This is a genomic window from Neorhizobium puerariae, assembly GCF_042429745.1.
Lineage (GTDB): Bacteria > Pseudomonadota > Alphaproteobacteria > Rhizobiales > Rhizobiaceae > Neorhizobium > Neorhizobium puerariae.
This window is the reverse complement of record NZ_JBHMAA010000004.1, coordinates 58,485-84,286: the sequence shown is the minus strand read 5'-3', so window position 1 is coordinate 84,286 and position 25,802 is coordinate 58,485. Positions and strand designations below refer to the sequence as shown.

Here is a 25,802-nt window from a genome sequence, read left to right as displayed (position 1 = left end):
AAGATTCTATTCATCGTTAACCAGATCTTAACTTGGCTGATGACACCCGCGACGAGGTGTTATATTAAGGGGCATCACTAGCCGGCAGGGGGCTGCGGGACAAAATGCGGGTGACCGGTTTGAGCGTTTCTAATCTGCATGACGACACAGCTTATGTGGCGGTTAACGGCAGGGACGTTGCGCCGCTGACGTCGTCAGTTATCCAGGACACGGCCATCCTCGACGGGCGGGGCGGGAGCACCCAGCTGCAGCTTTTCGTCAAGCGCGCGATCGATATCGGCGTTTCGCTGGCGGCCCTGCTCGTGCTTCTGCCGCTCCTGCTGCTCGTTGCGTTCATGATCCGCATGGACAGCCCGGGGCCTGCCCTCTTCACGCAGGTCCGCTGGGGCAAGGACTGCCGCAAGATCCGGGTATACAAGTTCCGCTCCATGCGCACCGATCTGGGTGACGCGACGGGGGTGGCCCAGACGGTCAAGAACGATCCGCGCATTACCCGAATCGGCGCCCTCATCCGCAAGACCAATATCGATGAATTGCCGCAGCTCCTGAATGTCCTGAAAGGCGACATGTCGCTGGTCGGGCCGCGCTGCCACGCGATCGGAATGCTCGCCGCCGGCATCCCCTACGAGGACCTCGTTCCGGACTATCATCGCCGCCATTCGGTGAAGCCGGGCATGACCGGTTTGGCACAGATGCGCGGCCTTCGCGGGCCGACGGATCGTCCCGGCAAGGCGCGCGCCCGCATTGCCTGCGACCTTTATTACATCGACAATTTCTCGATCCTATTCGATCTGCGCATCATGTTCGGAACCGTCCTCGCAGAACTTCGCGGCGGCAAGGGTTTCTAATCACTGGCCTTTTTCATGCCGCCCACCCAGGAACGGCAAACGTCCGGCACCCGGTTGCCTCCGGCCCGGGGGCTTGTTGCCGTCTGCGGCAGAACACGCAGAACGACCATCGGCAAGCTCTGCACAAATGCTGCAACCTGTTTAGTCAAATGTTAAAACTGGGGCGCTAGGGTTCGCGATGTGGTCTTGTGTTGTGTAGAGAGTCCAATGACCGAAATGATACGCCCCCGAGTAAAATATGTCATCGGTCCCGATGGCAGCCCGTTGACGATTGCCGATCTTCCACCGGCCAATACGCGCCGCTGGGTCATCCGGCGAAAGGCAGAGGTGGTTGCCGCGGTTCGCGGTGGCCTGTTGAGCTTGGAAGAAGCCTGTGAGCGTTATACCCTCACCGTCGAAGAATTCCTGTCCTGGCAGTCCTCCATCAACGATCATGGCCTTGCTGGCCTGCGCACCACACGCATCCAGCAGTACCGCCACTAGGAGCAATCCCAGGAAAATTGGAGACCGGTTTTCCTGGAATTGCGTCGCACCGAGCACGAATTCGCGGGTTCCGCCCGCACGCATGACAAGGATGCCGCTGCCCCGGTTGCAGCGGCATTTTTAGTTTGTCCGGTTTGTTTGTACCGTAGCGTCGCTCAGGTCCCCTTCGGGCCGATCCTCGCCAGCGACGGCAAAAGCCCGGCGATCACCGCCGAGGCCGCGTAGAACCAGAGCCCCGGCTGCGAAACCGCGGCAGCCAATCCACTGCTCTTTGCCGCGAAAACCACGATCGCCACCAGCATGACATCCATCATCGACCATCTGGAAAGATGCGGCAGCACCCGGCTGAAAAGCCCCGCCCTGCCGGCGAGACCGGAAAACTGCATCGCAAGCCCGGTAAGCTTGAAGACCGGAAACACGATCGAAAACAGCCCGACCACCAGCGCCAGCCCCACATCTCCGGTCTGGAACAGCGCCCCCACCAGCTCGATCAGCGACGGCGTCTCGCTGAAGAAATAAAGCCGCTCGAAACGGATGATCGGCAGGACGAGCCCCAGCGCCAGGAAAACCGCGGCGAGCACGAGAAGAAGCGGCCGCAGCCAGTTCATCGCTTTCCCCTGTTGACGATGCGTAACCTTTCAGGACGCCCTGTCGCTATTTCCCTCGGGCCTGTCACGTATTACATCATCCACGATCAGGAAAAAGCGGAGCGATCATGAATATTGCAAACGAGGAAACCGGATCTGGCGGGCGTTATGTCGCGGAAGTGGACGGTCATTATACCGAAATGACCTATTCGCGCGCCTCTCCCGAACTCATCATCATCGATCACACCGGCGTTCCGGATGCGCTGCGCGGCAAGGGAGTCGGCCAGGCGCTGGCGCTGCATGCCGTCGAAGAAGCCCGCAAGGGCGGCTGGAAGGTCATTCCCCTCTGCCCCTTCTTCAAGGCCCAGGTGGAGCGCCATCCCGATTGGCAGGACATTCTCCGCTAGTGCATCCTGCGCTCAGGTGGAATCACCTGAACGCAGATAAGATGCTCCAGATTCAAAGGATCAGAGCGTCCTTGGTGCGCCGTTCGGGCGTACGGCGCTCTGGCGCCTGCAAGATCGCGACACGCTCCGCGGGAAAAGCGCCGGCGCCGGGCCGGAACACCAAAACGGAAAAGGGGCACTGGCGCCAAGGCGCCGCCCCACGTTGAAACATTCAGCAACGTACCGCCCGGTTTGTCAGGCCCGGGCGCGCATTCCGCCGTCACGCTCTTCGAGCGCCGAAGCTTTGGCGAGTTCCGCTTCCGCTTCCTCAAGCGCCAGTTCCGCACTTTCCTGCTGAACCTTCAGCTCGCGAATCGAGACCTGCAGATTGTCCGCCCTTTGGCGGGCTGCCTTTGCAAAGGTCGGATAGGCGAAGTGATTCGGATCGGCGATGCCCGATTTCTTCTCTTCGAGGGTGATCTGATGTTCGAGCTCCTTGGCCATTCGCTCGAATTCGGCCATCATCATCTGCAACTGCTGCAACTGGCGGCGCTTTTCGTTAACCTGAAAACCCTTCAGGCGAACCAGGCTGTCACGCGACTTCATACGCAATACTCCGTGGATAGCGAGACCCAGACCCGTACATCCGGCTTGTCACACTCCGGACCAAAAAATTTCTGCGGCGTTAACAAAATAGCCTCCGCATTAACCTTTCATTTACGGGCATCATTAATGATAAGGACGATCGTTTAAGGGTCGGTAAATGCCAAGGCCTGAATTGGCCGCGACGATGTGCGAGTCGAATGAATCACTTAGCGGAATTTCCTCATCCGCTGATTCAATCTTGGTGATGGCCAATCCCTAAGGGAAATCAGGCGGCTGCTAATTTTGCTTAATGAATTGATGTACCTTGCCAGGGTGAATCATAATTTGTTAACCATTTAGTGGCAGCTTCCAAATCAGGCACAGTCTGGATCCGTAACGAGTAAGGGGGCGAGAAGGTACCTTACGCGGCGGTAAAGGGGAAAATTATGCGGGTTCTACTCATCGAAGATGACAGCGCGACTGCCCAGAGCATCGAGCTGATGCTGAAATCGGAAAGCTTCAACGTTTATACCACCGACCTCGGTGAAGAGGGCGTCGATCTCGGCAAGCTCTACGACTACGATATCATTCTCCTTGACCTCAACCTCCCCGACATGTCGGGTTACGAAGTGCTCCGCACGCTGAGGCTGTCGAAGGTCAAGACCCCGATCCTCATCCTGTCCGGCATGGCCGGCATCGAAGACAAGGTTCGTGGCCTTGGTTTCGGCGCCGACGACTACATGACCAAGCCGTTCCACAAGGATGAACTGGTCGCCCGCATCCACGCGATTGTCCGCCGCTCGAAGGGCCATGCCCAGTCGATCATCATCACCGGCGAACTGATCGTGAACCTCGATGCGAAGACCGTCGAAGTCGGTGGCCAGCGTGTGCACCTGACGGGCAAGGAATACCAGATGCTGGAGCTTCTCTCGCTCCGCAAGGGCACCACGCTCACCAAGGAAATGTTCCTCAACCATCTCTATGGCGGCATGGACGAGCCGGAACTGAAGATCATCGACGTCTTCATCTGCAAGCTGCGCAAGAAGCTTGCCAATGCCGCAGGCGGCGCAAACTACATCGAAACCGTCTGGGGCCGCGGCTACGTGCTGCGCGAACCCGACGGCAGCGATTACGCCGAAATCGCCTGATCTCCCTCGCCTCCCCCTTTCAAAACGCCCGCCAGCCAACTGGCGGGCGTTTTATTTTGCCTGCGGCGATGCGTAAATGAAAATGGCGGCCCATCGAGAGCCGCCGTCGACAAAGGAAATTGAGGATCGCGGGCTTCAGGCTGCCTGCGCCAGCCCCGAGAAGACCGAGGTCAGGATCTTGCGGTCGAAAGGCTTCAGAAGGAAGTCGTCGGCCCCGGCGCGCTTGCCGACCATCATCTTCCTGAGGTCCGCCTCGATCACGCAATAGAAGATCCGCACGCTCTTGCCATTCGGCAGGGCGCGAACGGCGGCGATGAGTTCGAGCGCGCCTTCCAGGGCGGCATCGACGATCATGAAGTTCGGCAGTTCGGTGTGGCAGCGCGTGATGGCTTCGCGGGCGCTGCCCGCTTCGGCGACGAGAAAGCCCAATTCGGAGAGTATCCGCTTGCCGACCTTGCGGACAATGTCCGAATTGTCGGCAATCATCAAACGCTGCATCGCATTCTCCCTGATGCTAGCCGCCCGCCCTGGGGCTACGAACGACTATCTTTAGGGGTGCGGCACTAAGGAATGGTTACCTGGAGGCGAAACGGGTGCCGATTCGCGTCAGGCAGCCACACTTTCGGCGATGAAGACGATCTTGTCCTCGGAAACCACGTATTTCAGGTCCATGTCGCACTCTTCGGCAAGCAGGACCGTGTAATAGGGCTGGATCGAATGGGCGTCGACCGGCTCTTCCAGGGTGCCGGTGGAGATCTCGGCGAATTTCGCCGGCACACGCATCATCCGCCCCTTCACGGTGATGATGAACTTCGCGTCGTATTCCGGATTCTCCAGCACCACGTCGACCGAACCGCCGCGGGGAATGCCCGCATAGGCGACGAGGAAAAGGTTGAGAAGCAGCTTGACGCGATTCTTGGCGATGATCGCCCTTGGGCCGCTCCAGGTGACCTCGGTCTTCTTCTCGGCCGCGGCATAGTCCTTCGCGGCCTTTTCCGCCTCGCCGGTGTCGATCGACGCGCCGACCGAGCCCGATGCGCCGAAGGCGAGACGTGCGAATTTGAGACGGACGGAAGCATTGAGCGCGGACGTGCGGATGAGATCGAGCGCGTCGCTGTCCGCGGCTCCCTCGTCGAGCAGTTCGAGGCCGTTGTTGATCGCGCCGACGGGAGAGATCACGTCATGGCAGACGCGGCTGCACAGAAGTGCCGCAAGATCTGGCCCACTGAGGGTGAGATTCGGATTCTTCGGCATGTAGGTCTCCTGCTGTACGAATGGCCCCGGCTTCGTTCTGCCACGTCAAGATTGCGTGGAGATGGAGCAATGCTGCGGTCATAATGACACCATATTTGGTAAACCGATTGTTAAGACCATGCCTCCAAAATAGCCGGGCCTTAAGCATGATGCGTGAGGCAGGCTCTGGACGATACAATTGATGGATCTGACAATGCGCATCCGCACATTTTCCACCTTCGCCCGGTTTGCCGCGATGGTGTTTGCCATGGTCGCAGCCGCGCTGCTCTGCGCTGGCCCTGCCTCTGCCCAGCAGAGTTCCAGCCAGTATTCGGCCCAGGAGATCGTCGATGCCGGCCACGGCTTCTTCGGCTCCACCAGCGGTGGACTTGCGAAGGTCGTCGAAAACGCCTTCCAGAAATACGGCCTGCCGAACGGCTACATCCTCGGCCAGGAAGGTTCCGGCGCCTTCATCGCCGGCCTTACCTATGGCGAAGGCGAGCTTTATACGAAAAATGCCGGCCAGCACCCCGTCTTCTGGCAGGGCCCCTCGCTTGGCATCGATTACGGCGGCCAGGGCACCCGCGCCATGATGCTGGTCTACGACCTGCCCTCCGTCGATGCCCTTTATGCCCGCTTCGGCGGCGTTTCGGGCTCGGCCTTCGTCGTCGCCGGCGTCGGCATGACCGTGCTGCGCAACAATAATGTGATCCTGGTGCCGATCCGCACCGGCATCGGCGCCCGCCTCGGCATCAACGTCGGTTATCTGAAGCTCACCCGCTCGCCGACCTGGAACCCGTTCTGAGGCCAGGCATTCATCCTCCGGTCGCCGGAGGACCTCTCGTGGATTTCATCCTGGCGGCCGGTCATCCGCCTCCTGGGCGCTTGCCGGTTGAATGCGCCCGTGCTTAAACAGGGCGCGCACTCCGATCCAGCTCGCGAAACGGCATCGTCGTGATCGAATTTGTTCTTCTGTTCGGCTTGGGTTTCTTAAGCGCCGCACTCCTGGCGATGCTGGTCGCGCCGGCAATCCACGGGCGCGTCGTCCGCTACACCGAAAACCGCATCAAAGCGACGCTACCGATCAGCCCGCAGGAAGTACGCGCCCAGCGCGACATGGCACGCGCCGTCTATGCCGCCGAAAATGCCCGCACCAAACAGGAGCTGGTTCAGGAGCGGGACAGGACCGTAGCGCAGCAACTTCAGAACGACGCCCTCGCCGAAGAGGTCAAGCGCCTTCAGGGAGAGGCTGCCGATCTGCGCAACCAGATCGAAAACATGGATGTCGAGGCCGCCGACGCCCGCTCGCGCCTGCGTCAGGAAGACAGTTATATCCAGCAATTGAAAGCGGCGCTGCAAGCCGCTGAAGAGGCCGTCACAGCCAAGGACCTCGAGATCGAGACCCTGCAGCAGCGCCAGGTTCGGATGATGACCGATGCCGACAATTTCCGCATCGACCTTTCCACCCGCGATACGGAGGTGGAGAACCTGAAGTTCCGCATCACGGCGCTGCGCGACGAACGCGATACACTGCGCAACGACGTGCGGCTGCAGACCACACGCGCCAAGGACGCCGAGACGCGGCTGGCCCAGGAGGAAAACCGGGTCCAGCGGCTGGAGGACAAGCTGGCCCGCGAGATCGCCGACCGCACCGACAGGGAAGAGGCGCTGGAACGGCGGATTGCCGAAATCGGACGCCTCCGGGAAAAGCTCAAGGCGGCCAACGCCGAGGCACGGGAGGCAAGCCGCGCCCTTCGCGATTCGGCGCACGGAAAGCCGGGCGTGAAGGCATCGGCTCCGCGAAAGAAGATCAATCCGGAGGATATCAAACTGCGCGAACTGCCCCATGCGCCGCCGCCGGAACAGGCCCGGATTTCCAAGGGAGCCGACGACAATCCGGGGATAGCGGAAATGGCCGAAGAAACCCGCAGCCGCGCCGCGGCGCTCTCCAAGCGCCTGCAGGACGGCGACAGAGGCGATGACGAGGCGATCCGCCAGGAACTCGCGTCGATCGCCGCCAACATGGTGGCGTTGACCGCCGCCGTGGAAGGCACGTCCTCGCCGATCCACAAGATCCTGTCCGGAAAATCCGGTAACGGCAAACGGGAAAGCCTGTCGACCCGGTCGAAGAAGGCGCTGGCCGCCGTGCGAGAAGGCACGAGCTGAGCGCTCAATTAGGCACCGAAGGTGACGCCCCGGCCCCTACAATCTGCCCTGTGCCATGGCGATCTCGTAAAGCGCGATGCCGGTCGCCGTCGCGGCATTCAGGCTGTCCAGGCCCGGCGCCTGGGCGATCCGTGCAGTCCTGATGCGCGACAGGATATCGCGTGGCAACCCTTCGCCTTCCGTGCCGGTGATCAGCGCCATGCGGCCGGAGGCCGGAACGTCGCGGATTTCCACCGCGCCGGAGGGTGAGAGCCCCCAAACCGCAAACCTCTGCTCCGTCAGCGCGGCGAGGATATCGGCCGTCGTGCCGCTCCTTGCATAGGGCACAGAAAGAACCGCCCCGACCGAGACGCGCAGCGCCTTGCGGTAAAGGGGGTCGCAACAGGCCCCGTCGAGCAACACGGCATCGGCGCCGAAGGCGGCCGCGTTACGGAAGATCGAGCCGATATTGTCGTGATTGGAAATTCCGAAGCACGCGACGACCAGAGCCTGTTCAGGCAGGCCGCCGATCAACTCGGCGGTAGTTCTCTCCTGCCTGCGCCGGCCCAAGGCCAGGACGCCGCGGTGGAGATGAAAGCCGGCGATCCGGTCGAGCACGGCGCTGGAGGCGACATGGACCGGCACATCCGCCGGAAACTCCGCGAGGATTTCCGCCAGACCGGGAACCCGGTTTTCGAGCAGCAGGATCTTCTCCGCCACAAAATCGCCGCCTCTCAGATGAGTGGCGGCGAGCATCCGGAGCACGACCGTTCCTTCGGCGATGAACCGCCCTTCCCGGCCGGTCAGGTCACGCTCCCGGATCGACCGGAATTCGCCGATCCGGGGATCGTCCGCGTCGTCGATGCGGATCGGCTCCATGATGGCGACCACTATCGCGGAACGGCGATCGTCACATCCGCGACGATGCGGCCGGCGGCAAGATCGAAGACCAGCGCCTTCTGGCCGCCGTCGAGCAGGCCGTAGAAAAGGATCTGGCTGCCGGAGAGCGACACGGACTGGACGGCAAAGCCGGCCGGCAGTTCCGCGGTCGCCGCAAGCGGCTGGCCGGCGGGAACCGAGAACCCACCCGTGGAGGCGACCGGCGCCGGCGTATCGGGACGTTGCGCGACCTTGTAGACAACGGCCGCAAGGACCGCCATAAAGCAGACGAACAAGATCCCGCCCGAAACGAGCTGCAGGAGCACCATCTTCCGGCGGATTCTCTCCATTGCCGGATCAAGCGGCTCTTCCTGTTCCTCGATATCGGGTTGGGGCATGGGGGCGTCCTTGTCTGGAATTCTATCGGAATGATTGAATGAACGATCCCTTTAACGAAGCAGAGCGCCCGAGAAAAGTCCTCACCGCCGGAGAAGAGGCGGAAGGCCGGCTGGATGCCTGGCTCACCCTGGAGCTGGAGGGCGAATTCTCCCGCAGCCGTATCAAGAGCCTGATCGAACAGGGCGCCGTCCTGTTGAACGGCAGGCCGGTCACCGAGCCGAAGAAAAAGATCGCGGCGGGCGACAAAATCGAGATCGGACTTCCCGAGCCGGAGGACCCGGAGCCCAAGGGCGAGGATATCCCGCTCGATGTGCTCTATGAGGACGACGACCTGATCGTCATCGCCAAACCCGCCGGCCTCGTCGTCCATCCCGGCGCGGGCAACTGGACGGGCACGCTGGTCAACGCGCTGATCCACCATTGCGGCACGAGCCTGTCCGGCATCGGCGGCGTCAGGCGTCCCGGCATCGTCCACCGCCTGGACAAGGATACGAGCGGCGTCATGGTCGTCGCCAAGAACGACATCGCCCACCGGCATCTCGCCGAACAGTTTGCCGACCATGGCCGCTCGGGACCGCTCGAACGCGCGTATCAGGCGGTGGTCTGGGGACGTCCGAAGGGGCTGCGCGGCACGATCGACGCGCCGCTCGGGCGCTCCGGTTCCGACCGGACCAAGAGGGCCGTGAAGCGTGAGGACAGCGACGGCGCCCGCGAGGCCGTCACCCATTACGAAGTGATCGAACGTTTCCACGAGAAGCCGGACGCCACCGCTCTCGCCTCGCTGATCGAGTGCCGGCTGGAAACCGGCCGCACCCATCAGATCCGCGTCCACATGGCCCATATCGGCAATCCGCTGATCGGCGACCCGGACTATTCCGCAGGCTTCAGGACCAAGGCGAACCTTCTGCCGGAGCCGGCGAAGGATATCGTCAGCCGCTTTCCGCGTCAGGCGCTGCACGCCTATCTGCTGGTCTTCGAACATCCCCGCACCGGCGAGGTGATGGAATTCGAGGCTCCCGTGCCGAAGGACATGGAAGAGCTGATCGACGCGTTGAGAGCATGAATCGGGTGGTTGCCGGCGCCGGCTGAGCGTATATTGCCGGACGACAATGGGAGGCCCCAATGAGCCAGTTCGCCGTCCGGAAGCTGCTCGATACCGACCTGATCAAGGTCCGCGACGTCGTCTGCAACGGCGAGTGCCGGCATCGGAGCGACGAGGAATGCTCGCACGCGACGAGCCTGGTCTTTCCGTATCGCGGCGTGTTCATACGGCATGTCGGCCGGGACGATACGGTTGCGGAAGCCAACCAAGTGCTCTTCTTCAACTGCGATCAGGGCTACCAGATCAGCCACCCGGTGGAAGGCGGCGACGCCTGCCTCAGCATGGACGTTCCCGAGGCCATGCTGGATGAGCTGGTGCCGCAGGCGCATCGCAATCCCAGGGGGGCTCGCTTCGTCTTCAACAAGCAGCGGCTACGCATCGACGCCCGCGCCCAGGCTCTCGTCGCCCTGCTCCGCCATAGCCTGATGCGCGGCAGGGCCGAAACCCTGGAAGGCGAAACACTGGCCATGACACTGGTGCGACGCGCCGTCGGGGAACGGACCGCCCGCGCCGCGACGGCGAGCGCCGGCCGCCAGAAATTGGTGGATCGGGCCAAGCTCGCCCTCTCTTCCGACCTCGCCCGCCGCTGGACGCTTGCCGAAATCGCCGCGGAGGCCGGCGTTTCGCCCGTCTACCTCACGCAGGTCTTCCAGCAGGTGGAAGGAACGCCGCTCTACCGCTACCAGCTCCGGCTCAGGCTCGCCCGGGCGCTCGACCTGCTCGGCAGCTATGACGATCTGACCCGGCTCGGTCTCGAACTCGGCTTTTCGAGCCATAGCCATTTCTCCGCCGCCTTCCGCCAGGCCTATGGACGCACGCCGGCGGAGTTCCAGCGTTTCGCCGGGCTCAGATAGCATCCGACAAGATCGCTAAAGATTCTGACAGCGGGAATACCCGCCAAAATGCTTTTCTTCTCTCGCAAGCTCAACACCGGGAGATGACACCATGAAAGAGAACACCTGCGCGGCCTGCGACTGCGAACTCGACGCGACGCGGATTGCCGTGAAGATCGGCGGCAAGACGGTGGAGGTCTGTTGCGAGGAATGTGCCGAGGCGCTCCGGGAGGCGGAAGCTGCGGCCAGACCCATCCAGACCGCAGACAAATAAGCATGAAGGAGGCGGGAGCAACCGCCCGCCTCGCTAAAAAAGCCGGTCGACCGTGACCGGCCGTCATTTCGGGAGAAAAGCCATGAGGAATGAGAACCGGGCGGTCTTCGACCGCGTTTCGGAACACTATGATCTTGCCATTCACCTGCCGCATCTCGCCGGCAATCCGGTCGCGGCGGAGGAGGAGAGTGCCGAACCACCCGTCAGGCGGACACCGATCGGCCGGCTGATCCACCTGATTGCCGAAACATTGCGCCGCCGCCGCAATCGTCTGGCGCTGCTTGAACTCTGCGACGATCAGCTGAAGGATATCGGCCTCTCGCGCAGCCAGGCTTATGGCAGCGACTACAGCCGTTACCGCCGCAGCAGCTCGCACGCGTTGGAACGGAAAGGTCCGTGAAGCATCTCGGGAAGGTGATGAAGTTCAATATGATGCATCATCTTTCATAAGCCAATCGTAACATGCAGAAGCACTGACAAAATTTTGCTCGATTCTTCATACTTCCTGCGTTTCAAAATGAAATTCGGATATCTTCAAGTTAAAAATCCTGGGTTGTACACAGAAAAATCCGTATCTGCATTTCAATACAAGCGGGATTCGAGAGACGTACAGGACATGAACTCAGCCCTCCGGAAATTCATTTTCCACGATCTGCAAATGATCGAGGGCTATATCGACCCGCCCGATTCACTGGTCTTTCTTTCTCTTCTGCAGGCTCAGCAGAGGAATGGGCTGGAGGGCGGCATCGCGGAGATCGGCGTCTTTTACGGACGATCCTATTTCCTGCTCCGGAAGATCAGCGAAGGCAGCAGCGCCAGGGTCCTCGGAATCGACCTCTTCGACATCGGACGGACGACGGACGGTGCCGCACCCCAGTATAACCGTTTCATCGACAACGGCAGGCGCCTCGGTCTGGCTGTCGAAGAGGATCTCATCATCACCGGGGATACTGCCCGGTTGAAGGCGGAGGACATTGTCGGAAAGGTCGGTCGCACGCGTTTCTTCAGCATAGACGGCGGTCATATGCTCCATCACGTCGTCACCGATGCCGCGCTGGCGACGGATACGCTTGCCGATCACGGCATCATCGCCTTCGACGACACGTTCAATCCGGCCTGGCCGGAAGTCACGGTCGGGGTTTCCGACTTCCTCCGGCAGAAGGAAGGCGCCTTCTCGGCATTCTGCATGACGAAATACAAGACCTATGTGTGCCGCACCGGGTTCCACGCCTTCTATGAGAAAGTGATCGCCGAAGCGAAGGACCTGCTCGCGTTCGACCATGTGAAAACGGAGTTCCTGGGTTCAAATGTCGCACGATTGCACAATCCCATGAGCCGCCGCATGGTCTATGAATTGATGGTGCGATCGGGAATGAGTGCGTTTTCGGAGCGAGTCTACCGGTAGGAATCATATGGGCGGAACATTACGAGACTGTAATGGTATAACGCATCCGTGATCTCTTGAATCACGGTTCCGCCGTACTTATTTGTTAGCTGGGTTGGTGCGGGGTCGGAAATGACCCGCGCCATTTCGGTTCGCCTTCAGCATGCATCGCTAATCTCAAGAGGGAGCCGACAACGATCGGAAAGGGGTGCTTTATGGCCCGCAATACTTTGCCTTCCATTACCGCCGGCGAAGCCGGCCTCAACCGTTATCTCGACGAAATCCGCAAGTTCCCGATGCTGGAGCCCCAGCAGGAATACATGCTTGCGAAACGCTATGCCGAACATGGCGACCGTGATGCCGCCCACAAGCTGGTGACGAGCCACCTGCGCCTCGTCGCCAAGATCGCCATGGGTTATCGCGGTTACGGCCTGCCGATCGGCGAAGTCGTATCCGAGGGCAATGTCGGCCTCATGCAGGCCGTCAAGAAGTTCGACCCGGATCGCGGCTTCCGTCTGGCGACCTATGCGATGTGGTGGATCAAGGCGTCCATCCAGGAATACATCCTGCGCTCCTGGTCGCTCGTGAAGATGGGCACGACGGCCAATCAGAAGCGCCTGTTCTTCAACCTGCGCCGGCTGAAGGGCCGCATCCAGGCGATCGACGAGGGCGATCTGAAGCCGGATCAGGTCAAGGAGATCGCCACCAAGCTGAACGTTTCCGAAGAGGAGGTGGTTTCCATGAACCGCCGCCTCACGGGTGACGCCTCCCTGAATGCGCCGATCCGCGCCACCGAAGGCGAATCCGGCCAATGGCAGGATTGGCTGGTGGACGATCACGATAGCCAGGAAGAAGTACTGATCGAACAGGACGAGCTCGACACGCGCCGCCGGATGCTGTCCAAGGCCCTGGGCGTGCTGAACGACCGCGAACGCCGCATCTTCGAGGCCCGTCGTCTGTCCGAGGACCCGGTGACCCTGGAAGAACTCTCGGCCGAATTCGACATCAGCCGTGAACGTGTCCGCCAGATCGAGGTTCGCGCCTTCGAAAAGGTGCAGGAAGCCGTGCAGAAGGAAGCGCTCGCCCAGGCGAATGCGCTCCGGGTCGTCGACGCCTGACCAGGCAAAACGGGCAACGGAAAGGGGCTGCCGCCGCAGCAGCCCCTGAACAAAAGGGCGAAATGCTCGCTGCCGCAAGAATCTGCCGCATGGCTTCAAAACCTGCGGCAGATTTTTTTCTGCTCACCATGTGCCGATGAAGGCCGCGCCTGCCAGCAGCACGCCGGTCAGGATATTGGCCATGAACAGGCGGAAATTCACGTCCGGGCGGACAAGGTCGATCCGCCAGGTCTGCCAGGCAAGGTGCGCGGCGATCACCAGCATTCCAACGGCATAGGGCAGCGACATGCCCGACATCCAGCCTCCAAGCGACCACGCCGCGACCGTCACGGCGTAGAACAGGGCAATGCAGGCCTTGCCGCGCCGGCCGAACAGGATCGCCGTCGATTTCAGGCCGAGGCGGGTATCGTCCTTCACGTCGACATAGGCGTAGACGGTGTCATAACCGATCTGCCACGCGACGGCCCCGAGCCACATCAGCACGGCGCCAGGCGGAATCTGCCCTGTAACCTCGGCCCATGCCATCGGCATCCCCCAATTGAACGCCGCTCCGAGAACCGCCTGGGGCCAATGGGTGAAGCGTTTGCAGAGCGGATAGATGAATACGAGCGGCAGGACGCATACCGCGACCAGACGCGTATAGGGCGTCAGGAAAAACAGAAGCGAAGCCGCCAAAGCTAGCTGGGCGATCAGGAAGACAAGTGCCTGCCGCACGCCGATCTGCCCGCTTGCCAGAGGGCGAAAGCGGGTCCGCTCGACATGGCCGTCGAACTTCCGGTCGGCAATGTCGTTGACCGTGGAGCCGGCGCTTCTCATCAGCAGGGCGCCAAGGGAGAAGACAGCCAGTTGCCGCAGGTCCGGAAAGCCGTGCGATGCCTGGACAAGCGCGGCCCAGCAAGGGAAGAGCGTAAGCCATATTCCGACCGGACGATCGAGCCGCGCCAGACGCGTATAGGGCCGCCATGCCATGGGCAATCGGCGATCCACCCAGTCGCCACGGCGAATATCGCTCAGGTCCGAATGGCTCAAAGTGTTCATGGGCGTCATCCAAATCTCTTCGTCGTGAAAACAGGGCTCTGCGACAATCGAGGCGCAGAATGCTTCACCAGGATATTTTAGGCAAGGAAGACCGTCCGCAACGCCGGCGCTGCGAACGGCGGGTTCAGCGCCACTCCCTGCGCTGCTTCCACATCGGCGACCACCTGCCGGGCAAGACGGGGAAATGCCGGCCTCCGCGGTTTACCGCGGAACACCGGCACCCTTCTCCGGCCGATCTCAGGCTATGCCGGTTTTTCACCCTTGCCCGGATTTTCCCAGAGCCCCGTCAGGCCCCAGCGAACCAGGTCGATGCAGACGAAGGCGGCCAGGCTGGCGCCCATCAGGGGCAGCGCCCAGCCAAGCGCGATGGCGGCGATGACGGAGAGCAGCTTTGCCCGGACGGAAAGATAGGACCATGCCTTGATCAGCGTGCGCTGCGCATTGCCGGGCGACGGTCGCCGCAGCCACCAGATGCGGTATCCATAGACGATCGCCACCATCAGCGCGATACCGAGCGCCGCCATGACGATCTGGTTCGCCATCCCGAACAGGATGCCCATATGCGCATCGATCCCCCAGCGGATCAGCTTGGCGACGATCGGAAACGTCTCGAAATCGGCCCGGCTGGTGATCGCCATGGTGTCGGGGTCGATCGCGATCGTATCGACCTGTGTCGGCCATCGACGATCATATTCGCGCACCATCCACGCCTTTCCGGCCGCGCGTGGCGGACGGATCTCGACCATCGGCGAATCGATGCCGCCCGCCCGCGCCACGGCAAGAACCTCGTCCGTCCGGGCCGCCAGTTCCGCTTCCGACATCAGCGGCGCGGATGACGGCGCGGTTGTCCCGCCATGTCCCTGGTGTTCCGCATGCTCTCCGCCGGCGGCGGCATTTCCACCCCCGAGATCGAGCGATACGGACGGCGTGATCCATCCCGCTTCCGTGCGGAAACGGTCGATATTGTCGCCGGCCCAGCGCGACCATGTCAGGCCCGTCGCCGACAGGAAGAGCAATCCGACGGAGATCCAGAGGCCGATCGTTGTGTGCAGGCGCCGCGCCGACGCACCTCTCGCGCTCGCGGATTTCGGAGTTCTCTTCTGCCAGAACCACAGGAGCACGCCGCCCAGAACGGCTACCCACAGCCACGAAGCGGCCAGTTCGCTGTAGTTGCGCCCCAGATCGCCGAGCAGCAGGTTGCGATGCAGGTAGTCGAGCGCCGTGCGGAACGGCAGGATGCCGCTCGTCCCGTAGACGACGAGATCGCCCTGGACCGCGAGCGAAACCGGATCGATGAAGATCGCCCGGTTTTCCGAATCGCCGAGGCCCGTCTGCGTGAACATGACCCGCGTCGCCTGCCCGTCCCCGGCCGCCGGCCGGACAGCGAAAAGCCTCGGCCCTTCTCCGACGGCGGAACGGGCGGACTGGATCTGGACCGCCAGAGGCTGCGGGGTGCCGGCCGTCTTCGACAGCAACTGTTCGCGATAGAGAACATCCTCGATCTGCGGCGTCAGCACATAGAGCGTGCCGCTCAGGGCCGCGACGAAAATGAAGGGGCCGATGAACAGCCCCGCGTAGAAATGCAGGCGCATTACGAAGAGTCTGAGGGCCGACGAAGACGCGCCGGTCGCTGGACGGACGGTCTTCACGGCGTGCCTCCCTTCGGAAGGCATGAACATGAGGTGTAGCGCATGAAGCGTGTCCGCAAGCAGGCGCGAAGCGCCGCCACAACGGGTCGGAAGGAAAACATGATATCTCCATCAATCACGGGTGGACCGGCGGCAAGCCCGCCGGCAGACGAACGACGTCAGAACCGGATGGGAGATATAGGTGGAGCGCGCGCTTCCCTCGTCAGGCCGAGCGCGCGGGGCGTGACGCCTGTTGTGCCGGAAGTATCCGCCGCGGCCACCTCGACGAGCAGAGGCGCGACAAGCGCCGGCCCGGAAACCGGCAGCGGAGATGTCAGCGAAGAAAACGCCTGGCAGGCCATGCCGCAACAGGAAGGCCAGGATTTTTCGGCAGGCTCCCGCTGCGTCGAAGCGCCGGCGCCATGTTCCGTGCAGATGATGCCGGCCTCGTCGTCGAGCGACATCATTCCGGCTTGCGCATAGCCGCCGATCATTCCCTGCAACAGCAGCATGAACGCGATCAGGGCGGAGAGAACCCCGCCGCTCGCCGCGTCGCCGATGATCTGCCTGATTATGCGCATCGCCCTTGATGATCGGTCATGCCGAGTCTGTCAACGCGACATTCTCGCCCGGCCGACCGTGCGCATTGCTGTCGACCGCGCACATTGCCGATGCGCCGCACCGGTTAACCGCCGCACGGCCAACAAAAAAATCCGCCCACGACGGTCGCAGGCGGATCTCTGGTGATTCAACGCGTTTTACTGGCCGGTCGGCGTCGCGCCGAGCGTGCTCCATTCGCGGATCGCTTCGTTGAAGACGCGCTCGCCTTCCGGCCCCTTCTGGAGCGTGAGCAAGGCTCTGCGGCCATTGCGGTAGGCGACCGGAATGTCGATCCAGTTGCGGCTGCGCAGCAGTTCCAGATTAGTCGCGCGCGCATCCGGGAAATCGTTGAGCGCGATCATGTGGAAATCGTCGGTGATCTTGGCCGGCACGGCGATCAGCGCGTTGCCGCGATCCTGCTCCGTCTGCTTCATCGCGATCCGTTGCACGCTGTCGATCGCTCCGCCTTCGAAATCCGGCGGCACGGCGAAGACGATCTCGATCAGATGGCTTGCCGGCAGCGACGGGTCCGTGTTGCGCTTCAGCGTGACAAGCGCGGAAAGCCCCCTGGCCGGCACGGTGATCCGGCCCTGGACGACAGGCTCCGGCCGGCCGCCCTGCCCCGGTTCGCGTTGCAGCGCCCAGGAGACGGCCCCATCGATCGCCGTCGGCGCCGTCTGGCCGATCCGCTCCTCATAGAGGAATATCTTCTCGCCCGCGAGCGCCGGTGCATCCGCCGGGCTCGTCGCGGGAGCATTGCCGGCCGGCGCCGCAACATTCGGGGCAGGTGCAGCCGGGGGCGTTCCTGTCGGAGCGGTTCCGTTGGACGCCGGTGCCGTTGCCGCAGGCGCCTGCCCGTTGGGCGAAGCGGCCGGCGGCGTGTTGAGCTGGGCGACCGACTGGCCTTCGGCGTTCTGGGCCAGGCTGCCCGTGCCGCCCGGACCCTCGTCGACCTCGCTGCCGTCCGCCATCAGGCGCTGGGTGAATTTGCTCGCGGCCGTGGTGCCGTCTGCCGGACGGGGTGCCGCGGGAGCCGGGGTATTGGCCGCATTGTTCTGAGGCGCCGGGCTTGGCGCCGCGGGCGTCTGGCGCGGCGGCGGGGCAGATGGCGCGGGCGCGGGCGTCTGCTGCGCCGTCTGGCTGCCGGACAGGCTCGATTCGATCAGGCCGTCCACCATGTCGTTCAGCGAATCCCGGTTGAGCCAGATCGCATAGCCGCCGGCGCCGACCAGAGCCAGGCCGATGACGGTAAGGATGATGCCGGCATAATTGCGCTTGCGGACCGGCGTGACCCGATAGGGCCGGGCCGGGGCAGGCATCAGGTCGTCGGCATCGGCGTCCGTATGAAGCGCGTTGCGCGACGTCCCGCCCGCTGCGGAGCCGTTCTTGCTGAAACCGATCAGTTCCTCGAGATCGCCCCAGGGGTCGCTCTCGGCAGGCTTGGCGTCCGTCTTCGGCTGCGGATTGACATAGTCGGCGAAAGGATCGGCGCTCGCCGCGCCGGCTGCCGCAGGCTGCGGCGGAATATCCGGAAGCTCGGAAACCGAGGGCATCCGCACCGTATCGGCAGCGGCATGGGTCGCCGGGTCGAAATGCGCATCGACAGCTTCCGCCTTGGCTCCCTGGTCGATCGGCTCGACAGGCCCCGCCGGCACCAGCTCGGGCACATCGTTCCAGACGGCGGCCACACCCTGCCCCTCGCTGGAAGCAGGAGCGGGAGTTTCCTGCCAGCCCCAGTCTTCCTCGGGCTTCGGCGTTTCAGCGGGCTGCTGTGCATGGTTGTCCCACCCGCCCGTGACCTCGGGAGCGGTGTGCTGCTCGACCTCCGGTTCATCATGCGCGGCGTAGGAGACGGCGTCCTCGACCGGCCTGATAACAGCCGGTTCCGGTTCCTTCGGGAAAAGCCGGACGGGCTCGGGCTCCGGGTCGACATGGGCCGGCGCGTCGAAGGAAGGCTCGTCCGGCGGCAGGTCGTCGCGCCAGTCGCCGTATTTCGGGGCGGCCAGTTCCTCGTGGGCGGCCAGCTCCTCATGGACCATCGGAGCTTCAGCCACCTGATGCAGGGCGACGGGCTCCTCGGCGCGCGGCTCTTCGGCGACCGGTTCCGGCGGGATATCCGCGTGAGCCGGCGCTTCGTGGATGTCTTCGTGAGGAGCAGGCTCAGCCTGCGCCTCTACCGATTCGGGCTCGTAAGCTTCGGCAGGCTCCGGCACATGATCGGCGGCGGCAGCCGGCTGCTCCTGCTCAAACTGCTCGGCTGCGGGCAGGCCGGCATATTCCTCGGCAGCCGGTTCCTCCATGCGAGATTCGGAAACCGGTTCCCCGACATGCTGATCGGCCGGCGCATCCTCGACGCCTTGCGGTGCGGCGGCGACATCTTCGGCTGGTTCCAGTGCCTCGGCATGTTCGCTTTCCACCTCGATGATGGCAGCTTCGAGCTTTTCCATCTGCCGGCGCAGCATGTCTTCCGGCGGGCGTGGCTTCATGTTCTCGAGCTGCCGCTGGACGGCGCCACGAGCCTTGTCATACACCTTCGCACGCATTTCCGGCGTGTTGTTCGCCAGCCCGTCAACGGCGCGGCGGATCACCGCAACAAAATCAGCCATCAGCACTTTCTCATGATGGCCGGCTCCTCACCGGCCCACTGGTAATCAATCGTGAACCTTAATCTTCAAATGGATCAGTCACAAGTATGGTGTCGTCCCGCTCCGGACTGGTGGAAAGTAGCGCAACCGGCGCGCCGATCAATTCCTCCACCTGTCTGACATATTTGATCGCCTGCGCAGGCAGGTCCGCCCATTTGCGGGCGCCGACCGTCGATTCCTTCCAGCCTTCCAGCGTGACATAGACCGGCTCGACGCGAGCCTGCGCACCCTGGCTTGCCGGAAGATGGTCGATCTGGACCCCGTCGAGCTTGTAGCCGACGCAGATCTTCAGCTCGTCAAGCCCGTCGAGCACGTCGAGCTTGGTGAGCGCGATGCCGGTGATTCCATTGGTGGCCACCGACTGGCGCACCAGCGCCGCGTCGAACCAGCCGCACCGACGCTTGCGGCCCGTCACGGTTCCGAATTCATGGCCCTTCTCGCCGAGGAACTGGCCGATCTCGTCCTTGAGCTCGGTCGGAAACGGCCCCTCCCCCACGCGCGTCGTATAGGCCTTGGTGATGCCGAGGATATAACCGAGCGCGCCCGGCCCCATGCCCGAACCGGCCGCGGCCTGGCCAGCGACGGTGTTGGACGACGTGACGAACGGATAGGTACCGTGGTCGATATCGAGCAGCGAGCCCTGCGCGCCCTCGAAAAGGATGCGCGCGCCCTTGCGGCGCTCCCTGTCGAGCAGTTCCCACACGGTCTCGCGGAACGGCAGCACGCGGTCGGCGACCGAGGTCAGCTCCTGCATGATCGCCTCGTGGGAGACTTCCTTTTCTCCCAGCCCGCGACGCAGCGCATTGTGGTGGGTGAGGATACGGTCGACCTTGCCCGCCAGCGATTCCATGTCGGCGAGGTCCATGACGCGGATCGCGCGTCGGCCGACCTTGTCTTCATAGGCCGGGCCGATGCCGCGGCGGGTCGTCCCGATCTTGGTGCCGCTGTTGGAGGCGGCGTCCTCGCGCAGACCGTCGAGCTCGCGGTGCAGCGAGAGAATCAGGGTCGCATTGTCGGCGATGCGCAGGTTTTCGGGAGTGACCTTGACGCCCTGCCCCGCAAGCTTGTCGATTTCCGCGACCAGCGCATGGGGATCGAGGACGACGCCATTGCCGATCACCGAGATCTTGCCCGGGCGCACGATGCCGGAAGGCAGCAGCGAAAGCTTGTAGCTGACACCATCGATGACCAGCGTGTGGCCGGCATTGTGACCGCCCTGGAAACGCACCACGATATCGGCGCGTTCAGAAAGCCAGTCGACAATCTTGCCCTTGCCTTCGTCACCCCATTGCGAACCAACCACGACTACGTTCGTCATCTTTGCTTCCTGTGCTGCGGGCAAAGCCCCACGCGACCACACGCACTTCTCCCGTAGATCAGTTTTGATTTACGGTCGATGCGCCATTCCGATTTTACCGCAGATCCCGGCATCGAAAGCGCAGGGCCTGCAAACGGGCGCATCTATAATGCCTTGGCCCAAGGAAAGCGACCTGTTTGTGACTCTGTCGTGGTTTTTACGTGACAAAAGCGCGAAGCTCGCGCTATTTCCCGCTCCGACCCTTCAAATCGCCGCCGTCCTGGCCGGCGCGGGAGACTTAATTTTGCATAAACAGGCCTATCTTTCCCTCGTCATCGCGACGCTGTGCTGGGGCGGCAATGCGGTGGCGGGCAAGCTTGCCGTCGGACATGTGAGCCCGATGATCCTGACGTTCTGGCGGTGGTTCTTCGCCGTCGTCATCATCTTCGCGATCTCCCTGCCGCAGATCAGAAAGGACTGGCCGGTCGTAAGGAAGCACCTGCCGATTCTGATATTCCTGGGGATATCGGGCTATGTCGTCTTCAATGCGGCGCTCTACACGGCGGTCAACTACACGACGGCGATCAACGTGACCGTCGAACAGGTGCTCATCCCGATGCTGATCTTCGTGATGAACTTCGCGCTGTTCCGGATGAAGGTCTCGTGGGCGCAGATCTTCGGTTTCACCCTGACCTTCGTGGGCGGCCTCATCACGGCCGCGCACGGGGATATCCAGACGCTCTGGACGCTGACCGTGAACATGGGGGACGCGATCATGATGATCGCGATCGTCGGTTATGCCCTCTATACGGTCGCGCTCCGGTGGCGGCCCATGATCGACTGGCGGACGCTGATGGCCGTGCCGGCGCTCGTCGCGCTCGTCTTCTCGGCTCCCCTCGCGGCCTGGGAATATGAAAGCGGCCGGATGATCTGGCCAGACCTGACAGGCTGGATCGTGGTGCTCTACACCGCCGTTTTCGCCTCGCTGGTGGCGCAGGTGCTCTACATCGTGGCGGTCGGCAAGATCGGCGCCAACCGGGCCGGGCTGTTCATCAACCTCGTGCCGGTCTTCGGCACGCTGCTTTCCGTCGTCATCATCGGCGAGGACCTGCAGTTCTTCCATGTCGCCGCCCTGGCGCTGGCACTCGGCGGGATCGCGATCGCCGAATGGGGCAAACCCGCCTCCGCGTGACGGGGAGACGGGTTATCCTCAAAGGACGGCTGGAGCGGGCGTTGCAGCCGCTCAGATATCGTAATAGGCGCGCGTGATCGAAGGCGCCGGCTCGCGGATCGCGCGCTGGGTCCGGCTGGCGGACATGTCGATCACCGGGCTGTCATTGCCGAGCAGGACTTCGCCACCATCGGTCGCAACCACCAGCACGCGCTCGATGCGGCCCTCCGCGTTGACGGCATAGGCGATCCGCATCGCCCTGGCCGGCCAGCCGAGCGAGATCAGGTGATCGCGCTTCAGGTCGGCGCAGTCGAAGCAGGCTTCGGCGCCTTGCGCGAGCGATGCCTCGCCGGCGATGCCGTCGAAATAGCGGTCCAGCTCGGATATCGTTCCGTTGACGGCCGAGTTGATCCGCAGCAGTTCGCGCCGCTTGGCGAAGGTCAATGTCAGCGCGGCGTCCTCGGCGTCGTCATGACGCTCGATCGTCGGAATCCCCGACGTGTGCATCTGCGCCGCAGAAACCGACGAAAGCGCCCGGGCGAAACCGCCGGGACCTGCAGCATTGGCTTCCTTGCCGGAAATGAGGGCCGTCAGGACGACCGCGGAAATAATGAGTTTCTTGATCATGACGCTGCACCCTGTTTTCACCGGACGGCTTGTCCGCCGTCTCGTCCCTTGATGGCACAACCATACGCGGGATGGTTTTCCCGGCACTTAAACGGATAGATGCAATTTTACTGAAATCCGCTTTTTTCCCGTCCTGGCACAACCTCCTGCCGGCTGCGCACGCAAAAAGGCACCGCACCGGGCGGAAATTGATGCTTTTCGAGACGTACCCTATCTCCTAACCCTGTCGGGGACATGGACAGAAAGGCAGGGCAGACATGGGCAAGCCGTTTTACTGGAACGAACTCAACACATACGATTTCGCTCACCTCTCGCCTCAGAAGACCATCGCGATCCTGCCGATCGCCTCGACGGAACAGCACGGCCCGCATCTGCCGATCGCGACCGATGTGGCGATCGCCAACGGCATGCTCGCCGAATTGAAGGCGCAGCGTCCGGAGGAGCTCGACATCCTCGTGCTGCCGACCCAGGAGATCGGCAAGGCGAACGAGCACGTCTACGGTCCGGGGTCGCTTTCCTTCGGGCCGGAAATCCTGATCCCCGCCTGGACGGCGATCGGCGCCAAGGTGGCGGAAGCCGGCGTCCGCAAGCTCGTCATCGTCAACTCCCACGGCGGAAACGTCGACATCATGAGCATCGTCGGGCGCGAGCTGCGCGTCCGCCACCAGATGGCGGTGATCGGCACGCAATGGGGCCGCTTCGGCCACCCGCCGGGCCTCATCAGCGAGCACGAGCAGAAATACGGCATCCATGGCGGCGAGGTGGAGACCTCGCTGATGCTGCACTTCCGCCCCGACCTCGTGCGGATGGACAAGGCCGGGAACTTCGTCTCCAGGGCGGAAAGCCGTTCAAGATTCATGCAGCCGACGCCGCCGCATGTGCTTTCCTGGCTGGCCCATGACCTGAACCCCAACGGCGTCGTCGGGGATGCATCCAAGGGAACGGCCGAAAAAGGCGCCGTCATCTGCCGCCATCAGGTGGCGGGCTTCATCGAGATGCTGCGCGAATTCGAGAGCTTTTCACTCAGCGAACTCTATTCCCGCTGAACGGCCCGCCCCTATGGCTGCGGCGGCACATGCCCCTTGGCCTCCAGCTCGGCGACGATCGACGCAAGCTCCGAAAGCAGGAATTCGACGAACAGGCTCGTCGCCGTATCGAGCGTCGCGCGCGAGCGGGCGAAAAGCTTCATCGGCTGATGGCGGACATGCGGATTGGCAAGCGGCCGGAAGATCAGCTCGCCGCGCCGGCATTCCGGCAGGACGTCCAGCGGGTTCAGCAGCGTGAGCCCGGTGCCTGCCTTAACGAGTTTCTTCAGCATCTCCGAGGCATTGGTCTCGATCACGGGCTCCACCGGCACGGAAAGCGGCGACAGCGCCAGATTGATGATGTTGCGCAGGCTCGTGCCGGGCTGGGCGAGCACCAGCGGCTCCTGGACGACATCCGCCAGGTCGACCGGCCCGTCGCCCGCGAGATGATGCCCCGGCGGTATCACCGCCCCGATCGGAATGTCGAAATTGGCGAGTGTCCGGATGCCGGGCGTCGCGGGGATATTGAAGCCGAGACCGATATCCACCTCGCCGGAAATGACCGGCTGGATCGTGTTCGAAGGCCCGTCATTCCTCAGGTGAATGCGCACGCGCGGATGCCGGGCGACGAACCGCGCGAGGATTTCCGGCAGCGGACCCGCGGCAAGCCCCACGGTCGAGACCAGGGCCACCTTGCCGGCCTGCGGCATCTTCAGGCCGCGGATGCGCGATTCCATCCGCTCGTAGGTCTTCAGCACGTCGCGGATGTGTTCGATGCAGAGTTCGCCGGCCGCGGTCAGCTTCAAGCCGCGCGGCATGCGCTCGAAGATCGGCGCCCCCAATTCCTCCTCCAGCGCCAGGATCTGCCGGTTGATCGCGGAGGATGCGACATTCAGCCGGGCCGCCGCCTTGCGGATCGATCCGCACCGCGCGATCTCGTCGATATAAAGCAGCTTTCGCGAATGCAGCATTTTATCCCCGGCCCCTCATTGCATATTTTTTGATCATGCCGCACAATTTAGCACATCAAATTCCAACCGATGCCCGAAAGGCATCAATGCGGACGAATTTTGATGCTTTTCAAAGAGCAACGCAACCGTACAAATGCTGTGAATGAAGTGCTCTCACGATGCCGAAAGGTTTAACAGGGGAACCGAGCGACATGTCCAACGCATTGACGATGAAAAGTTTTCTGGCCGCTTTGGGCCTTTCCGCGATGGCGCTTGCCGCAGAACCGGCCGCAGCGCTCGATGAGGTCACCTACGGCACCAACTGGCTAGCCCAGGCCGAGCATGGTGGCTTCTATCAGGCCGTTGCCGACGGCACCTACGAGAAACACGGCCTCAAGGTGAAGATCGTGCAGGGTGGCCCGAACGCCGCCAATCGCGCGCTCCTGATCGCCGGCAAGGTCGATTTCTACATGGGCGGCCCGCTGGGCGACATGGACGCCGTGAAACAGGGCATTCCGCTGATCAGCGTCGCCTCGATCTTCCAGAAGGACCCGCAGGTCCTGCTCGCCCATCCGGATGCGGGCGTGGAAACGTTCGCCGACCTCGCCAAGCTGGATACGATCTTCATGGGCAAGGAAGGGTACGTCACCTATTTCGAGTGGATGAAGAAGAACTTCAAGGGCTTCCGCGACGACCAGTACAAGCCCTACACCTTCAACCCCGCTCCTTTCATCGCCGACAAGAAATCCGCCCAGCAGGGTTACCTGACGTCCGAACCCTATGAGATCGAGAAGCAGGCCGGCTGGGCGCCGAAAGTCTTCCTGATCGCCGATGCCGGATACGGCCCCTATTCGACGATGATCACCACCACCCAGCCGATGATCGACAAGAAGCCCGATGTCGTGCAGCGTTTCGTGGATGCCTCGATCGAAGGCTGGTACACCTATCTCTACGGTGACAACAAGGCAGCCAACGAGCTGATCAAGAAGGACAATCCGGAAATGACGGATGGCCAGATCGCCTATTCGATCGCCAAGATGAAGGAATACGGCATCGTCGAATCCGGCGACGCCCTGACAAAGGGCATCGGCTGCATCACCGACGAACGCTACAAGAAGTTCTTCGACAGCATGGTCGCGATCAACGTCGAACCCGCCGGTCTCGACTACAAGAAGGCCTACTCCACCAAGTTCGTCTGCAAGGGCGTCGGCATGGCGTTGAAGAAGTGAAAAGCGGTCGGGCAAGGCCCGGGCAATCGATCCAGTGAATCGATTGCAGCGACGAACGCCCCGAGCCCAGGCGAAGGGCCGGGTGCGGCAAGCTCTGCGGCTCGCCTCTCCCCAGCGGGGAGAAGCGCCGAGCAAAGCGAGGCGATGAGGGGATGACATGAGGCTTCGCCTCCCCCTCATCCGGTCCT

28 protein-coding genes are annotated in these 25,802 nt (G+C 62.6%); 15 read left to right on the top strand and 13 right to left on the bottom strand.

Annotated elements, in window-relative coordinates; translation table 11 throughout:
* Positions 1 to 200: 200 nt before the first annotated feature.
* Both ACFFP0_RS02570 and sciP read left to right on the top strand, forming a co-directional pair.
* Positions 201 to 848: a sugar transferase gene (locus ACFFP0_RS02570; protein WP_377256037.1), complete on the top strand. Its 648-nt coding sequence runs from the start codon at positions 201 to 203 to the stop codon at positions 846 to 848.
* A gap of 207 nt (positions 849 to 1,055) precedes the next feature.
* A complete protein-coding gene (gene sciP / locus ACFFP0_RS02565; RefSeq protein ID WP_018327815.1) occupies positions 1,056 to 1,331 on the top strand; it encodes a CtrA inhibitor SciP in 276 nt (91 codons plus the stop codon).
* A 155-nt stretch (positions 1,332 to 1,486) separates the two neighbouring features.
* Here the strand turns inward: sciP and ACFFP0_RS02560 are convergent, their stop codons facing one another.
* Positions 1,487 to 1,939, bottom strand: a complete 453-nt coding sequence (locus ACFFP0_RS02560) for a paraquat-inducible protein A (RefSeq protein WP_377255684.1) — start codon at positions 1,937 to 1,939, stop codon at positions 1,487 to 1,489.
* Between the two features lie 107 nt (positions 1,940 to 2,046).
* On the opposite strand from ACFFP0_RS02560, the gene ACFFP0_RS02555 reads away from it, so the two are divergent.
* Entirely contained in the window at positions 2,047 to 2,325 is a 279-nt protein-coding gene (locus ACFFP0_RS02555) for a GNAT family N-acetyltransferase (protein WP_377255681.1), read from the top strand.
* Positions 2,326 to 2,559: 234 nt separating this feature from the next.
* Here ACFFP0_RS02555 and ACFFP0_RS02550 read toward each other — a convergent pair whose 3' ends face one another.
* The gene (locus ACFFP0_RS02550; protein ID WP_377255678.1) at positions 2,560 to 2,910 is read right to left on the bottom strand and encodes a flagellar export protein FliJ; all 351 of its coding nucleotides are present in this window, start codon (positions 2,908 to 2,910) and stop codon (positions 2,560 to 2,562) included.
* Positions 2,911 to 3,335: 425 nt separating this feature from the next.
* Between ACFFP0_RS02550 and ctrA the strand changes: the two genes are divergently transcribed.
* Entirely contained in the window at positions 3,336 to 4,037 is a 702-nt protein-coding gene (ctrA, locus tag ACFFP0_RS02545) for a response regulator transcription factor CtrA (protein WP_377255676.1), read from the top strand.
* A gap of 135 nt (positions 4,038 to 4,172) precedes the next feature.
* Here ctrA and ACFFP0_RS02540 read toward each other — a convergent pair whose 3' ends face one another.
* Both ACFFP0_RS02540 and chpT read right to left on the bottom strand, forming a co-directional pair.
* Positions 4,173 to 4,535 (bottom strand): response regulator, encoded by a 363-nt coding sequence (locus ACFFP0_RS02540; protein WP_377255673.1) that lies wholly within the window; start codon positions 4,533 to 4,535, stop codon positions 4,173 to 4,175.
* Positions 4,536 to 4,643: 108 nt separating this feature from the next.
* Positions 4,644 to 5,291, bottom strand: coding sequence for a histidine phosphotransferase ChpT (chpT, locus tag ACFFP0_RS02535; protein WP_377255669.1), 648 nt, complete (start codon positions 5,289 to 5,291; stop codon positions 4,644 to 4,646).
* Positions 5,292 to 5,526: 235 nt separating this feature from the next.
* Between chpT and ACFFP0_RS02530 the strand changes: the two genes are divergently transcribed.
* Together ACFFP0_RS02530 and ACFFP0_RS02525 are read left to right on the top strand one after the other, a co-directional pair.
* Positions 5,527 to 6,075, top strand: a complete 549-nt coding sequence (locus tag ACFFP0_RS02530; protein WP_377256034.1) for a DUF1134 domain-containing protein — start codon at positions 5,527 to 5,529, stop codon at positions 6,073 to 6,075.
* Positions 6,076 to 6,224: 149 nt separating this feature from the next.
* Complete coding sequence (locus tag ACFFP0_RS02525) at positions 6,225 to 7,436, top strand: coiled-coil domain-containing protein (RefSeq protein WP_377255666.1); 1,212 nt, start codon at positions 6,225 to 6,227, stop codon at positions 7,434 to 7,436.
* A 36-nt stretch (positions 7,437 to 7,472) separates the two neighbouring features.
* Here ACFFP0_RS02525 and ACFFP0_RS02520 read toward each other — a convergent pair whose 3' ends face one another.
* Together ACFFP0_RS02520 and ACFFP0_RS02515 are read right to left on the bottom strand one after the other, a co-directional pair.
* Positions 7,473 to 8,294 carry a TrmH family RNA methyltransferase gene (locus ACFFP0_RS02520; RefSeq protein ID WP_377255663.1) on the bottom strand — a complete coding sequence of 274 codons (822 nt, stop codon included), beginning with the start codon at positions 8,292 to 8,294 and terminating at the stop codon, positions 7,473 to 7,475.
* Between the two features lie 11 nt (positions 8,295 to 8,305).
* Positions 8,306 to 8,692 carry a hypothetical protein gene (locus ACFFP0_RS02515; protein WP_377255660.1) on the bottom strand — a complete coding sequence of 129 codons (387 nt, stop codon included), beginning with the start codon at positions 8,690 to 8,692 and terminating at the stop codon, positions 8,306 to 8,308.
* Between the two features lie 38 nt (positions 8,693 to 8,730).
* Here ACFFP0_RS02515 and ACFFP0_RS02510 point away from each other — a divergent pair, with 38 nt between their 5' ends.
* The 6 genes from ACFFP0_RS02510 to rpoH all read left to right on the top strand — a co-directional run bounded on the left by ACFFP0_RS02510 (position 8,731) and on the right by rpoH (position 13,404).
* Positions 8,731 to 9,756: an RluA family pseudouridine synthase gene (locus tag ACFFP0_RS02510; protein ID WP_377255657.1), complete on the top strand. Its 1,026-nt coding sequence runs from the start codon at positions 8,731 to 8,733 to the stop codon at positions 9,754 to 9,756.
* A 59-nt stretch (positions 9,757 to 9,815) separates the two neighbouring features.
* Entirely contained in the window at positions 9,816 to 10,649 is an 834-nt protein-coding gene (locus ACFFP0_RS02505) for a helix-turn-helix domain-containing protein (protein WP_377255654.1), read from the top strand.
* A 91-nt stretch (positions 10,650 to 10,740) separates the two neighbouring features.
* On the top strand, positions 10,741 to 10,902 hold the full coding sequence (locus ACFFP0_RS02500) for a hypothetical protein (RefSeq protein WP_377255651.1): 162 nt from the start codon (positions 10,741 to 10,743) through the stop codon (positions 10,900 to 10,902).
* Between the two features lie 82 nt (positions 10,903 to 10,984).
* On the top strand, positions 10,985 to 11,302 hold the full coding sequence (locus tag ACFFP0_RS02495; RefSeq protein WP_377255647.1) for a YjiS-like domain-containing protein: 318 nt from the start codon (positions 10,985 to 10,987) through the stop codon (positions 11,300 to 11,302).
* A 216-nt stretch (positions 11,303 to 11,518) separates the two neighbouring features.
* Positions 11,519 to 12,307, top strand: coding sequence for a class I SAM-dependent methyltransferase (locus ACFFP0_RS02490; protein ID WP_377255644.1), 789 nt, complete (start codon positions 11,519 to 11,521; stop codon positions 12,305 to 12,307).
* A 194-nt stretch (positions 12,308 to 12,501) separates the two neighbouring features.
* Positions 12,502 to 13,404 carry an RNA polymerase sigma factor RpoH gene (gene rpoH, locus ACFFP0_RS02485; protein WP_377255641.1) on the top strand — a complete coding sequence of 301 codons (903 nt, stop codon included), beginning with the start codon at positions 12,502 to 12,504 and terminating at the stop codon, positions 13,402 to 13,404.
* Between the two features lie 123 nt (positions 13,405 to 13,527).
* Here the strand turns inward: rpoH and ubiA are convergent, their stop codons facing one another.
* From ubiA to ACFFP0_RS02460, 5 genes are all read right to left on the bottom strand, one after another.
* Positions 13,528 to 14,442, bottom strand: a complete 915-nt coding sequence (gene ubiA / locus ACFFP0_RS02480; RefSeq protein ID WP_377255638.1) for a 4-hydroxybenzoate octaprenyltransferase — start codon at positions 14,440 to 14,442, stop codon at positions 13,528 to 13,530.
* Between the two features lie 242 nt (positions 14,443 to 14,684).
* Entirely contained in the window at positions 14,685 to 16,091 is a 1,407-nt protein-coding gene (locus ACFFP0_RS02475) for a PepSY-associated TM helix domain-containing protein (RefSeq protein ID WP_377255635.1), read from the bottom strand.
* A 158-nt stretch (positions 16,092 to 16,249) separates the two neighbouring features.
* A complete protein-coding gene (locus tag ACFFP0_RS02470; protein ID WP_377255632.1) occupies positions 16,250 to 16,651 on the bottom strand; it encodes a DUF2946 family protein in 402 nt (133 codons plus the stop codon).
* A 177-nt stretch (positions 16,652 to 16,828) separates the two neighbouring features.
* Positions 16,829 to 19,276: a hypothetical protein gene (locus tag ACFFP0_RS02465; protein WP_377255629.1), complete on the bottom strand. Its 2,448-nt coding sequence runs from the start codon at positions 19,274 to 19,276 to the stop codon at positions 16,829 to 16,831.
* A gap of 58 nt (positions 19,277 to 19,334) precedes the next feature.
* Positions 19,335 to 20,633: an adenylosuccinate synthase gene (locus ACFFP0_RS02460; protein ID WP_377255626.1), complete on the bottom strand. Its 1,299-nt coding sequence runs from the start codon at positions 20,631 to 20,633 to the stop codon at positions 19,335 to 19,337.
* 283 nt (positions 20,634 to 20,916) lie between these two features.
* Here ACFFP0_RS02460 and ACFFP0_RS02455 point away from each other — a divergent pair, with 283 nt between their 5' ends.
* Positions 20,917 to 21,804: a DMT family transporter gene (locus ACFFP0_RS02455; RefSeq protein WP_377255622.1), complete on the top strand. Its 888-nt coding sequence runs from the start codon at positions 20,917 to 20,919 to the stop codon at positions 21,802 to 21,804.
* Positions 21,805 to 21,855: 51 nt separating this feature from the next.
* Here ACFFP0_RS02455 and ACFFP0_RS02450 read toward each other — a convergent pair whose 3' ends face one another.
* Complete coding sequence (locus ACFFP0_RS02450; RefSeq protein WP_377255619.1) at positions 21,856 to 22,410, bottom strand: transglutaminase-like cysteine peptidase; 555 nt, start codon at positions 22,408 to 22,410, stop codon at positions 21,856 to 21,858.
* A gap of 257 nt (positions 22,411 to 22,667) precedes the next feature.
* Here ACFFP0_RS02450 and ACFFP0_RS02445 point away from each other — a divergent pair, with 257 nt between their 5' ends.
* On the top strand, positions 22,668 to 23,456 hold the full coding sequence (locus tag ACFFP0_RS02445; RefSeq protein WP_377255616.1) for a creatininase family protein: 789 nt from the start codon (positions 22,668 to 22,670) through the stop codon (positions 23,454 to 23,456).
* 11 nt (positions 23,457 to 23,467) lie between these two features.
* Here ACFFP0_RS02445 and ACFFP0_RS02440 read toward each other — a convergent pair whose 3' ends face one another.
* Positions 23,468 to 24,406 carry a LysR family transcriptional regulator gene (locus ACFFP0_RS02440; RefSeq protein WP_377255613.1) on the bottom strand — a complete coding sequence of 313 codons (939 nt, stop codon included), beginning with the start codon at positions 24,404 to 24,406 and terminating at the stop codon, positions 23,468 to 23,470.
* A gap of 191 nt (positions 24,407 to 24,597) precedes the next feature.
* On the opposite strand from ACFFP0_RS02440, the gene ACFFP0_RS02435 reads away from it, so the two are divergent.
* The gene (locus tag ACFFP0_RS02435) at positions 24,598 to 25,614 is read left to right on the top strand and encodes an ABC transporter substrate-binding protein (protein WP_377255610.1); all 1,017 of its coding nucleotides are present in this window, start codon (positions 24,598 to 24,600) and stop codon (positions 25,612 to 25,614) included.
* Positions 25,615 to 25,802 lie beyond the last annotated feature (188 nt).